General features: G+C 42.5%; 11 protein-coding genes. 3 read left to right on the forward strand and 8 right to left on the reverse strand.

Going from position 1 to position 12,800, the window contains the following annotated elements; all coding sequences use genetic code 11:
* Window positions 1-63 precede the first annotated feature (63 nt).
* The 5 genes from AB6E08_RS11870 to AB6E08_RS11890 form a co-directional block, all read right to left on the reverse strand.
* A complete protein-coding gene (locus AB6E08_RS11870) occupies window positions 64-918 on the reverse strand; it encodes a MurR/RpiR family transcriptional regulator (RefSeq protein WP_004734686.1) in 855 nt (284 codons plus the stop codon).
* A gap of 358 nt (window positions 919-1,276) precedes the next feature.
* Window positions 1,277-2,920 carry a pyridoxal-dependent aspartate 1-decarboxylase PanP gene (gene panP / locus AB6E08_RS11875; protein WP_017101464.1) on the reverse strand — a complete coding sequence of 548 codons (1,644 nt, stop codon included), beginning with the start codon at window positions 2,918-2,920 and terminating at the stop codon, window positions 1,277-1,279.
* 118 nt (window positions 2,921-3,038) lie between these two features.
* Complete coding sequence (locus AB6E08_RS11880; RefSeq protein ID WP_009847065.1) at window positions 3,039-3,566, reverse strand: hypothetical protein; 528 nt, start codon at window positions 3,564-3,566, stop codon at window positions 3,039-3,041.
* 174 nt (window positions 3,567-3,740) lie between these two features.
* Entirely contained in the window at window positions 3,741-4,646 is a 906-nt protein-coding gene (locus AB6E08_RS11885) for a lysine exporter LysO family protein (RefSeq protein ID WP_372066394.1), read from the reverse strand.
* Between the two features lie 54 nt (window positions 4,647-4,700).
* Window positions 4,701-5,621, reverse strand: a complete 921-nt coding sequence (locus AB6E08_RS11890) for an HDOD domain-containing protein (RefSeq protein ID WP_371708196.1) — start codon at window positions 5,619-5,621, stop codon at window positions 4,701-4,703.
* A gap of 355 nt (window positions 5,622-5,976) precedes the next feature.
* On the opposite strand from AB6E08_RS11890, the gene AB6E08_RS11895 reads away from it, so the two are divergent.
* The gene (locus tag AB6E08_RS11895; RefSeq protein WP_009847061.1) at window positions 5,977-6,558 is read left to right on the forward strand and encodes a TfoX/Sxy family DNA transformation protein; all 582 of its coding nucleotides are present in this window, start codon (window positions 5,977-5,979) and stop codon (window positions 6,556-6,558) included.
* A gap of 126 nt (window positions 6,559-6,684) precedes the next feature.
* Here AB6E08_RS11895 and AB6E08_RS11900 read toward each other — a convergent pair whose 3' ends face one another.
* The 3 genes from AB6E08_RS11900 to AB6E08_RS11910 all read right to left on the reverse strand — a co-directional run bounded on the left by AB6E08_RS11900 (window position 6,685) and on the right by AB6E08_RS11910 (window position 10,030).
* On the reverse strand, window positions 6,685-7,239 hold the full coding sequence (locus tag AB6E08_RS11900) for a hypothetical protein (RefSeq protein ID WP_009847060.1): 555 nt from the start codon (window positions 7,237-7,239) through the stop codon (window positions 6,685-6,687).
* A 357-nt stretch (window positions 7,240-7,596) separates the two neighbouring features.
* Complete coding sequence (locus AB6E08_RS11905) at window positions 7,597-8,094, reverse strand: response regulator (RefSeq protein ID WP_135442714.1); 498 nt, start codon at window positions 8,092-8,094, stop codon at window positions 7,597-7,599.
* Window positions 8,087-10,030, reverse strand: coding sequence for an ATP-binding protein (locus AB6E08_RS11910; protein ID WP_372066389.1), 1,944 nt, complete (start codon window positions 10,028-10,030; stop codon window positions 8,087-8,089). The genes AB6E08_RS11905 and AB6E08_RS11910 overlap by 8 nt, the downstream gene beginning before the upstream one ends.
* A 183-nt stretch (window positions 10,031-10,213) precedes the next feature.
* Here AB6E08_RS11910 and AB6E08_RS11915 point away from each other — a divergent pair, with 183 nt between their 5' ends.
* Together AB6E08_RS11915 and serC are read left to right on the forward strand one after the other, a co-directional pair.
* Window positions 10,214-11,476, forward strand: coding sequence for a DUF945 family protein (locus AB6E08_RS11915; protein WP_372066386.1), 1,263 nt, complete (start codon window positions 10,214-10,216; stop codon window positions 11,474-11,476).
* Window positions 11,477-11,639: 163 nt separating this feature from the next.
* A complete protein-coding gene (gene serC, locus AB6E08_RS11920; protein ID WP_029222857.1) occupies window positions 11,640-12,734 on the forward strand; it encodes a 3-phosphoserine/phosphohydroxythreonine transaminase in 1,095 nt (364 codons plus the stop codon).
* The last annotated feature ends 66 nt before the right edge of the window (window positions 12,735-12,800 follow it).

Raw genomic sequence — 12,800 nt, forward strand, 5'->3', positions numbered from 1 at the left:
AAATAAAAACGGAGCTCTAGGCTCCGTTTTTCAATTGAATTCTTAAGCTCACATCTTAACAGATTAGAACTGAGAGTACTTTTCGTAACGTGAATCACGAAGTGACTCTTTTACTCGTTTCAGGTTCTCTCGGAAGCCAGAACCACGACGAAGCGTAAAGCCTGTTGCTAACACATCGATAACCGTCATCTGAACAACACGACTTGCCATTGGCATGTAAACGTCAGTGTCTTCCGGTACATCCAATGAGATAGACAGAGAACTCGCTTTATCTAGCGGAGAGTCTTTTGCTGTGATAGCGATAACTGTCGCGCCGTTTTCACGAGCTAAGTTCGCAATCTCTACTTGGCTTTTAGTGCGGCCAGTGTGAGAGATCAGAACAATAACATCGTTATCACTGCAGTTAATGCAGCTCATGCGTTGCATCACGATGTCTTCGAAACAAGTGATTGGGATATTGAAACGAATGAATTTGTTTTGAGCATCTTTGGCTACAGCAGAAGAGGCACCCAGTCCGAAGAACGAAATGCGTTTTGCTTGAGTCAGTAAGTCAACCGCTCGGTTTACTTGCATCGCGTCTAAACTGTTTTTAGCAACATCTAGACAAGCCATAGTTGATTCAAAAATCTTATGCGTGTAAGCATCTGGGCCGTCATCTTCTTCAACATTACGGTTCACGTAAGGTGTACCGTTCGCCAAGCTTTGAGCTAGGTGAAGTTTAAAGTCAGGGAAGCCCTTTGTGTCTAAACGACGACAGAAGCGGTTAACTGTAGGCTCACTCACGTCAGCCATTTTAGCTAAGGTAGCAATGCTAGAATGAATTGCAGTTTGAGGGGAAGCCATGATTACTTCGGCTACCTTACGCTCAGACTTGCTGAAATTTTCCAGGTTTTTTTGTATTTTTTCTAATGTATTCATAGTGTTCACAAGGGTATAGAGAACAACTTGCTAGTTAATATCTTTTACCAGGGGTATGGCTGAAACAAATATAAGAAAATACAAAACCAAACTTATATTCGGTATTGTAAATTCTACTGTATCAAATAGATATCAAGCTAACTAGCACCATAGAGTCAGTATAAACCCAAGATACTATTCACTAATACAAAAACACGGCATCAATGCTTAAGAATATGACAAACCTCAACAAAATTTTAGAAAACTACAGAATTGGAAGAGGATTAGAGCAAAAAGAATGCAAATTGAGTATGAACTGACAGCTAAGTTACATCAAAAAGAAAGAAATTTTCAATTTGATGTAACTAAAATTGAATGGCTAGGCGTTGATTAGCTTAACCAATTTGGTGATTTTACTCATCAAATTGGGTGCTAGTTTAGAGATTTCACGCTGTTCTTCAAGCACTGAAGAGAGAATATCGTTGCCCGTCAGTGGATTTGCTAATACTACACGGAAAACGATGATTGGCTGATGCGCCCATATTTCGGGGTTTAAGCGCGTTCGCGATACGAAAGACTTGCCCGTTTCACGTTGCTTCTTCTGAATAAACTTGGTCAGTTCATTCAGTAGCTCATTCAGTTCAACACGCTCTGGTGCTTTAGCCTTGAGTAGTGCTGCTTTGACTGATTCAGGCACATAGCGATAGGTCAGTAGGCAAAGCTCAGGCTCTGAAACCAGTTCGAAGTCGTTTTGATCTTTAATCAGGTCAGCAAAGTAGCGCGCTTTATTGATGCTCTGGTCGATTAGCAGTTCATACCCAGGGCGACTGATGATGTGCATTGAGGCGTAGACTAACATTGCCATACCTGAACGAGAGCCTTCTAACGTATGGCTACCTAAGTCTTTTGAGCCTTTGCGAAGGATGTATTGAGCGTGATGTTCGATTGCGGTCATCGCATCTGGCTTCTTAAACAAAACCATGCCAGCACCCATAGGGATATAAAGCTGTTTATGTGCATCAATCGTAACTGAATCAGCCAATTCAATACCATCAAGTAGGTGACGATGGTTGTTCGACATTAGAGTCGCACCGCCCCAAGCGGCATCAACATGGAAATGACAATCGGATTCAGCACACACTTCTGCAATGTCTCTTAGAGGGTCGATATTACCGGTTTCGGTTGTACCAGCCACACCAATGACAGCGAAAGGCTTTATCTTATTCTGCTTGAGCTGTTCAATCTTGAGTCTTAGGTCGTCCGTACAAATGCGGTTGTCGTTATCTGTTTTAACAGACACTAGACCTTCTTGACCAATACCAAGGACATCCGCTGCTTTTTTCAGAGAGTAGTGACCACGTTCAGAAACCAAGATAGCAAGGCCTTCGTAGCCGTAGTGCTTCATGGCTTTAAATAAGCCTTCTTTTTCCACACCTTTGAACGAACCTTGTGCTTTTAGCGCATTGTTACGAGCAACCCAAAGCGCAGTAATATTCGCGATGGTACCGCCAGAACAAAACGCTCCTAAAGAGTGGTTGGCACTGTGCATCCAGCGAGAATAAAACTGGTCGCTATCCTGATAAATCAGGCGATGTAACATACCCAGAACTTGACGTTCTAAGGGAGTGAAAGCTTTTGAGGTCTCGATTTTTACTAGATTCTGATTTAGCGCAATCATGATTTTAGACAGCGGCATCAGGAAATAGGGTAGCGCAGACGTCATGTGACCAATAAAACTTGGCGACGACGTATGTACAGAATGAGATACAAGAGAATCGAGGAGATGCTCGGTATGTTCTGAAACAAACTCAGGCTGCTCTGGGATATGAGCATTCGAAAAATCTTTCTCAATCTCACGTAATGGCTTTTCTTCAGCCACAATGTGTTCACGTAAGAATTGATTCAGGTTTCGTGAAAGTTTGTCTTCGATTTGAGTGAGTGTTGAGTCTGGGCCTTCTGGTACTGTAAAGATACGTAGAAGACTGTCAAAGCTAACATCTGCTGTTTTTTGTTCCGTAACCATAGCAAGCGAGTTATTTTTCTTATATTGACGCGAGCGGGATAATCTAAACGAAAACGGGAACAATGTCCCGTCTTAATTATGAAATCCAACTTCCCATAAAAGCATAGTAAATTAAGGGTTATTTACACTTGATCGCTTCTAGTTTGGCGATCGACTGGTTGTAACGCTGCAGTGCTGTATCGATTTGCTTAGGGTGACTAAGCAGCTCAGCAAAGGCGGAACGTAGCTCGTAGTTTTGAGCGTGAGGTGTTGATTGGCGGTCGTCGAACGTTGTTTTCGCAATTCTACCAAGTTCATCATCACGTGTTGATAACGTCTTAATGTCGTGTTGTTCCAGTTGCAGCCAGCCTTCTACCGGTTGCTCTGTTGCCACTTTGCTTGAATCGTTCACAAGGTAGTAGTTTACCGCAGCGCGATTAAGCTCGAAGTGGTGCTTACGACCTTCTAGGAACCACTCGCTTACTTCTGTCAATTCTGGGTATTGCTCAGAAGTTAATGTAGCGAGGTCAGCATACCAACCTAAAGAGGCGTCGATGTACGCATCATATTTTTTTGCTTGGCACTGATTTGTCTCAGACATTGAATCTGCTGCAAAAGAGAAAGTCGAAGTTGAAGCTAGCAGTAATGCGACGCAAAGGCGTTTCATAGCGGTTCCTTTTGTAAGTTTATTCTTTTTATAACGTTGTCGTTACAGATTACCGTGATCATTATTTGTTGAGCAATGACACTTAGTGTCTTTTTATTTCGGTAACTGTATCGGTGTCTTGGGCATCGGTATTCGAGTTGCATTCTAATCTAAAACAAACGCTATTCCTGCGATCTAGTTAGCAAGAGATACAAAGAACAACATCAAAATCGGGACAAGCAAGCTGAGGATAAAGCCACTGACTATGGCGACTGGCACGCACCGAACGCCACCTGTGGTTTGAATGACAGGTAATGTGAAATCCATCGCTGTTGCGCCTGCATAACCAATCGATGTGCATGGGTAGCTCCGGATCAGCACAGGAATAAGTACCAAAGCAACTAACTCTCTTAACAGCTCAAGCATGAAAGAAGCGCCGCCATAAACAGGACCAAAGGCGTCGCCCATCAAGATACCAGCTAAAGAATACCAACCAAACCCTGAAGACATTGCCAAGGCTTTGAACAGAGGGATATCAAGGATATAAGCCGCAATAATACCACCAAGCATTGAGGTGGCGATGATTGCGATTGCGATTACCATACCGTGCTTGTTGAGTAAGATTTGACGAAGTGTTAGTCCGCTATTGCGTAACTGAATGCCAATAAAGAACAGTAGAACAAACAGAATCCATTCACTCGCGGTATCAACCCAATTAAGTCCAATAGGCAGAACTAAACCCGCAATAAGGCCGGAACCGACCACTAAGATGAGTTTGGCAGACTCCATCGCCATAGAAGACAGGGGGAGTTTCTTATTACAGCTGTCTGTCTGGAGTGGCAGTAACTTATCAATAGCAGGTAGCGCCATTAGATTACAAACGCTTAAGCAGACGAAGAAAGTGGCCGTGTATAGAAGAATTGTCTGCAGGTTACTGCCTAGGTTATCGAGTGCGGCTAAGCTAAGTCCCATTAACGCGAGAATCACGTAGATCAACCGCGAAGTAGAGCGGTTGATAAATTCTAGCGTCTGAGCGTTCGAAATTGAAAAAAGATACCCCACGACGAGTGGCGCAAATATAAAGATCATCCCTGTAAACATGCTTTCCCCATTGCATTGACTTCATATTGCATTTACTAGCAATTTAACAGTAACTTAGAAGCCGCTAGTATTGATCACGTCACTTAGCTTTGCATTAAAATCCTGTTTGCTCAAGTTGCTTAATTTATAAAGTACTTCCGCTCCTGTCACGTTTAGTTCTACTTCGTGCTCATCAATGTTCTCATCCTTGTTTCTAAACATCAGTAGGTGGTTAGCTATTCGCGCAATATCAAGGTAAGACACCTCGCGCTCTTCGTGATTACTAATGGTGTTGCTGCACACATCGATAAAGTCGCTGTCGAAACCCCAGCGTCTAAGGACCAACTTACTGGTTGCTGAACATTGGCCTTGGAATATTTGCAGTGCGATGTCGTGATCTAAATAGTTCCCGTTGTCTAGGTAGAGGTGATATTCACTAACCAAACAGAACAAGCCGATGTCTGCAAGTAACCCAACAAGTAGTGACTTTTCATGCTCTAGATAACGGTATTCGGTAGGGGATAGTTCTTTAAATAGGTTAGTGACTAACACCATAGTTGCGGCGAGTTCTTTTGATACAGAAGCGCTCTGAACCAATAGCTCGTTGCACTCTTTATTCAAATTGACGGAATGTTTAAGTTGTTCAATAGCCTGGGCCGTGACAATGTCACGCACTCTCAATATACCAAGACGCGATACGGCCGTCATAACATCGACACAAGTAATATTGCGTCTGTTGAAGACAACTGAGTTAGCAACTCTGATCACGATTGCTGTCAGCCCTGGGTCTTCAAGTAAGCACTCGGCAACTTCGGCGACGCCTGTTGGTTCAAGAGTACAAAGCTTTTGAATTTTAAGTACAACCTCAGGAATCGGAGGAAGAGTTATTTTTCCCGCTGAGATGGAATGTCCAACAAGTTGGGCAAACTCGGATTCTAGGCCCTTAAGGAGAAGAGCTTTATTTTGTGGTAGCCAGAAAAATGATAAATGATTCATATTAAGAGTAAGAACATGTATGTCGTACCATTTTACAAGCCGCGATGCTGCGAGGCAATACTCATCGAACCACATCAGCTTTGATAACTTGAACGGGGGTATCATTAAGAATTAAATTCTTGGCGTGATTTGATAGTTTAATGTGATGTAAATCATTAAAAACAAGGATATTCAACTGATTGATGTGAGCTGCGCCCTGACTTATTTTTCTTTTCGAAGTATCATTTATTTCAAAGGTGACAAACGAAACCATAATATTCACCTAAACATTAAATAGATTTAAAATTTTTCGCATAAAAAGCTGCTTGTCTGGCGATCAACCTAATCGGGGTAATTTGATTAAGGATCAACGGATATGACCGAGACAGCATTTATTAATTACGTGAATCAATTTGGTGAACATCAAAAGCGCTCTATGTTTGGAGGTATTGGCCTCTTTCAAAATGACGCTATGTTCGCTTTGTTGAGTGAAGATTGTGTATTCATTCGAGGTGGGAAGTTATTAGATAAAAAGCTGACGGGGCTTGATTGTGAAAAGTATCGTCACGTAAAAAAGCAGACGACAGCGACCGTGAATTACTACGACATCACGGATCTCTTTACGTCTGAGCATCCTGAATTGGATAGTATTATTCGTACTTCAATCGATAATTCAATTCAGCAGCGTAGCTTCAAAAAATCATCTGCTAGCCGTAGATTAAGGGACTTGCCTAACATGCAACTGACGTTAGAACGCATGGTTAAAAAGGCTGGAGTAGATGATGTTTCAATGTTTATGCAGTTGGGTGCATCTGAAGTGTTTAATAAGGTTCGCGAAGCGTACGGAAACGATGTTGACCTAAAATTACTTTGGAAGTTTGCGGGTGCAATTGATGGTATTCACTGGAAACTATTACAAGAGCCACGCAAGCAGCAATTATTAAAGAGCTGCCACTAAAGATATCGCCTGTATATGCATAAGATTACTTTTTATATATAAAAACCGAGGGATTTCCTCGGTTTTTTTGTTTCTATCTAGCCCGTTTTAAAGGCTAAGCCCTTATTAAGAGCTTTCTCGTTTTACTTAAAGCTTGAAACGAGTCGTGAACATTAACTGATCACCGTAGAAATCATTGATACGAACTTCTGCACCTAGAGAGAATAGTTCTGTAGAGTGGAAACGCACGTAAGCAGAGCCGATCCAATCATCTTTATCATCGATAGAAACGTAACCGCCTTTACCGCCAACTTCTAGTTGTGGGCCAAGCCATTGACGAACACCAACGTTGAATTCCATACCAACATCAGGAGAGCTTTTCGCAGCTGGTTGAACTATACGAGCTAGCATTTCACCCGTTAGATCTGCCCAGTTGTTAATTGGAGCGTGGAAACCAAGACCTACAGCAGAGTCGTAATCGCCTTCAAATTCTGAATCGATACGCGCTACTGCGTGAGCATTCGGGTGGATTGACTTACTGAATGCACCACCAAATGTAATTGGGCTCGCACCGATACGAGCGTCAAAGTAATCGTAGCTAAAGTTGCTCATTACTTGTGCTTGTTCATTTGGTTGTCCATCGACAGCTAGTGCTTGGCTAGAAGCCAATAGCATAGCGGTAGTAAGTAGAATTTTGCGCATAACGACCGTAAACCTTTATTAGTGTTGATCCCTTTGGTTTGATAAAAAACAGCCAAACCATAAACATTGAGACAGTTTAATCTAACTCGCGGAAAAGTAACCCATAAAAATGCTATTCATTTGTCATTTAGCTAAAAAATAAGCAAGTAAAGTACTGCTCTGTTACAGAGATCTCATGTTTTAGGACTATTTGACAAAATCTAGTATCCATTCACTCGTTATTGATAACTATTAGATACACTTAATTTACTCACTGTTATTCAAAATGCACTTCGTGTTAAAAGTGCAATAGCGATTAAATCGCTATTCATCATCTAATCACTATTCAGTAAACAATCTCTATTTACCAACCTATCGCTATTCACCGAAACTAGTTCGCTTGTCCGACATTGATGTCAGTATTCGCTCAGTATCTAAAATGGAAGTCCAGTTTAACAACTGCTTGTCGTTTGCAATGACATAGTCTGTCAGTTGTTGAGTAATCGTGTCTCTAAGTTGATCGCCTTGCCAAGGTTTTGAAATATAAAAATCAAGCGCCGCGTTGTTAATTGCTGTGACGGTATCTTCTAGCCCAGCTTGCCCGGTGAGCAGCAGCTTGCGTGTTGGCTTTGTAGAGTCGTGCTGGTTAAGTTCGATAAGAAAATCGATACCCGTTTTGTCAGGCATGATGTGGTCACACAAGATTAAGGCGAGTTTAATACCTTCCTGTCCCATTTCTTTAATCACTTGCTTAGCTTCATCGACCGATTCGGCTCCTTCAACAATAAAATTGTCTTCAAATGGTGCTAAATCTTGAAGGACACTGTTGAGAACCTCTGGCTCATCATCGACACATAAAATTAGGTACTTATTCATGAGGTGCTCCTTCTTGTTTGAATGGAAGCCACACTTGCATGTGTGTATGGCTGCCTACCTCAGACTCCACCAAAATAAAACCTTGATGAGCCGAAACGATTTGTTGAGAAATGGATAACCCAATCCCTAAACCGAAGTTGCCTTCTTTTTTGGTCGTGAAGTTTGGGTTGAAAATAGTGTTGATGTCTTCTTTGGCGATACCGTGTCCAGTGTCCGATATTTGCACTACAAGAAACGTGTCGTCACCTTTAGTTTCTTGAGACGTGGTGATAGAGACTTTGCCTCGCTCTGAAAGAGCATCAAGTGCATTAGAGAGAAGGTTGGTCCACACTTGTTGCAGCGAGAGCGACTGGCACAATAGAAGCGGCAAGTCGGTGTCGTAGTGTTTTTCAAGTTGGTGATGTTTGAGCCTGTTTTCAAAGATCACTAAGGTATCTTCAAGCCCTTCGTGGATATCTGTGTAGTGGCGGACCTCTTCATCTTCTCGGGCATAGCTTTTTAGGCTTTTGACCATATCGGCAATACGTTTGCTGCAAACTTGAATTGAGCGGATAGAGTTTCCAACATAGTGGTAATGCTCTAAGTCATTGAGCAGCTCTTTGCCTGCGACAGGGGAGTCTTTTAAGGTATTTAAAACCGCCGAGTCTTGGCTCAGGTTCAGTCTTACGGCTTTTTTAGCTAGCGCGCGGTCATCGATAGTAGAGGTGAGGTGCTTTACAAGTTGTCTTTCTTGAGCTGTTGATAGTGGTTTAGCCATTTTTGAATGTGCTAATACATCCGTCCCTTTATTGGATTCTGGGAGTGCCGAGTTCTCGAGTATTTGATCGAGATGTTCAGACAAGGTTTCAATACTTCGCAAGATCGCTGCAATCGGGTTATTTAACTCATGTGCGACACCCGCGACAAGTTGCCCAAGCATCGCCATTTTCTCTTTCTCTATCAATTGTTGATGTGCAGATTCCAACGATTCTAGCGTTTGCTGAAGCTGGATCTTATTGTTGATGCTTCTTTGTAAGCGTCGGTTAAAGTGACGGAGCAGTAGATTGGTAAATAGCGGTAGCAGGGTGTTGTTTGAATGCATCACCTGAGCAAAGCTATCTTTATCCAGTTTGATGACTTGGGTCTGAGTCAGAGTAATCGCAGTAGAAAACGAAGGCTCACCCGTCACGAATGACATCCCTCCGACAATATTGCCCTTAGAGTGACGCACAACTTCGCGTTGCTGCCCCAGTTCATCTTTTTTATAGAGCGCCGCTTCACCTTCAATAATTAACCAAAGAAAGCGATTATCTTCGCCCTCAACCGTCAGCAGATGCTCTGGTGAATAATCACGAATGGCCTTGGTTTTATCATCTTTTGAAAAGACATCCTGCAGAGCACTGACGACACGCTCAGCAAGGGCATTGTCAGAAAGCTGGTGGTAATCGTGAATGAAGCCAGATTGGAACGAATGAATCTTTTGCTCGATGTGTGCTCTTAGTAAACGTTGTTGATCCAACGCATCACTGTAAGACAAAAGGTTTTCTGGGTCGTACTCGATAACAAAAGAAGTCAGCTCTTTCTGTGCAGACTTGAACAGAACCTGATCTTGAACCGGTTTGGTTAAACAGTGGTTGAGCCTGCCTTCATTCACAGCGGTTAGAATGGATTGAATGTCTGACGAAGCGCTGACTAATATCGTTCTTGCGGTATTACTATGGGGCAGCTGTTCCAGTTCAATCAGAAATTGCACGCCATTAAATTCCGAATGATGATGAGTGATCACTAAAGCAACGGTTTGATTGTGATCATGGATATCTTCTAATGCGTGATGTGCGTCTTCTATGTTCTCGGCAGTATAAATATCGAATACAGAGGCCAACGGAGCCAGCTCCGAACGTATTCTTTCAATGCTAACCGGATTATTATCTAAACAGATAACAGCGTATTGATTCACAGCTCAACCTTATTAGTAGCGACGCTTCTAGCCTAGCAAGAACCGCTGAATAAGGATGAGAGCTAGCCGTTAATTTATTGAGGCAATCGAAGTATCGAGCAATAGACTGATTTAACTCAATGTTTCTTGTTTGCTACTGATGGGTTAGACTGAAAAAAACAGACTAGTGTAGAAAGAGAACTCATGGAACAGTTAAGAAAAATTGGTGCAATTGGTGGAGCAATCTCATTGGCACTTTGTTGGCCGCTAGCGGTTGGACAAATTGGACAAAATGCCATTACCGATGGTGTTGCAAAGCTTAACAATTCAAGCATTCAAGCGGAGATCGTGGAGTACGATAGAGGTTACCTGTCTTCTAACGTAACTACTCGCCTAACTGTGACCGATGAAAACCTGAAAGAGCAACTTGCGATTGATGGGCTGCCGAGTGAGTTTGTCATCAATAGTGCGGTTAGCCATGGTTTGGTGAGCCTAAATGCACTGTCGACGTTTGAGAATACCGATATTCTGCCTTTAACTCTGACGACTAGCACTGAGCTAAACGGCAACACTGACTTTAACTTCGAGTTAAGCCAGTTCAATCATCAAGGTTCTGATGAGAATGGTACGTCGGTATCGATCACGAAATCGAATCTGTCTGGCCATGCGACTGTTTTAGGGCAAGTTGATTACGAGCTTTCAATCCCTTCAGTTCAAATTGATTTTGAAACCGGTGAAGAGGTAACACTGTCAAACCTAAAAGGTGTAGGTTCAGGCCAACAAGCGAAAGGCTACTGGTTAGGTTCTCAGAATTTTACTATCGATAGCTTCTTGGTTACAGACTCTGCAATGCAGCCTTTCATGACCATTGAAAACTCTAAGTACGATTTTGAATCACATCTAGATGAAGCGACTAAGCGTCTGCGCAGCAACCTTAAGCTGGATATCGCAAACATCGAGACCAGTGAAGGCCAGTTGAACAACCTAAACGTCGATTTCGAAATGTCGAAATTGGATAGCGAATCGTTTGAGAAAATCTTTGAGATTTACCAATCTAATCCAGTAATGACGCAAGAAGACGTTGCCGAGATCATTCCATTTATCGATATCCTGTTTGCTAAAGGCTTCGACCTTTCAATGAACAATATGTCGTTAGATCTAGGTAAGGGTCAATTCGAATCTAAGTGGTTAGTGAGCGTACCGGAAGGAACCGAAAACATCAGCAGTAATCCTTCGATGATTGTACCTGCATTAAAGGGTAACGTTCACTCTAGCTTCTCAAATGAGCTTGTTGAAGAGTACCCATTCATCCGTGAAGGTATTGATGAATTGCTTGTGATGGAAATGATCAAAGAAACAGAAAGTGGTTATGAAATCCGTGCTGACGTTGAAAATGGAAACCTAGTGTTCGAAAATGGCCAAGAAATTCCATTAATTGCTCTACTTATGCCGGTTTTTGTTCAATAAACAGAACAAGGCTGAATACTGATAGGGTGATTTAGCAGGTTAAGCTTAAACATTTTATACGGTACAAAACAAAAGAGGTCTTAAGACCTCTTTTGTTGTTTTTATGTTGGGTAAAACATGGTATTACTTGCATAGTTATTATTTAGCAGGAGCAATCATCCCCATGGAACTTACATTAGATAACGTATTCAACTTCAGTGCTGGCCCAGCGGCACTGCCTAAACCGGTAATGAAACAAGCGCAAGCGGACTTTATTGATTGGAATGGTTTAGGGACTTCCGTGATGGAAATCAGCCATCGCAGCAAGGAATTTATTCAAGTTGCAGACGAGTCCGAGCAGGACTTACGTGATCTTCTGAACATCCCAGACAACTACAAAGTTCTTTTCTGTCAGGGGGGCGCTCGTGCTCAATTCGCTGCTGTTCCTCTAAACCTTCTAGGTAACGCGACGAAAGCGACTTACATTGATGCGGGTTACTGGGCTGAAAGTGCAGTGACTGAAGCGAGCAAATATTGCGAAATCGATGTATTCAATGCCAAGACGTCAATTGATGGCAAAGCAGCGGTTGTTCCAGCTAAAGATTGGAAAATCGACCCGGAAGCGGCGTATGTACATTTCTGTCCAAATGAGACCATCGATGGTATTGAAATCAGTGAGCTTCCTCAAACGGATAAGCCAATCGTAGCGGATATGTCATCTAACATTCTGTCTCGTAAGATCGATGTGTCTCAGTATGGTGTTATCTACGCTGGTGCTCAAAAGAATATAGGCCCTGCGGGTATCTGCATTGCTATCGTGCGTGATGATCTGCTAGAGCTAGCAAACGACGTATTGCCGAGTATTCTTAACTACAAAGTACTTGCTGAAAAAGACTCAATGTTCAACACACCGCCAACGTACGCTTGGTACCTATCAGGCCTTGTATTCAAGTGGTTGAAAGCTCAAGGTGGTGTAGAGGCTATGGAACGTGTTAACCAAGAAAAAGCAGCGCTACTTTACAACGCGATTGACGATTCTGCTTTCTACAAAAACGATGTTCATACAGCAAACCGTTCAAGAATGAACGTGCCATTCCAATTAGCGAAACCAGAGCTAGATGCTAAGTTTTTAGAGTTGGCTGATGCTGCTGGTCTGAAATCACTAAAAGGCCATAGAGCGGTAGGTGGGATGCGAGCATCACTTTACAACGCGATGTCTCTGGAAGGCGTGCAAGTATTAGTCAGCTTCATGAAAGACTTTGAAGAGAAATACGCTTAATTAAGGCGTATTTCACAATAAGAGGAGCGAAAGCTTCTCTTTTTTTACTTGCTGAAAAGGAAGGGT

The sequence above is a fragment of the Vibrio sp. 10N.247.310.24 genome, from assembly GCF_041467175.1.
GTDB lineage: Bacteria > Pseudomonadota > Gammaproteobacteria > Enterobacterales > Vibrionaceae > Vibrio > Vibrio tasmaniensis_A.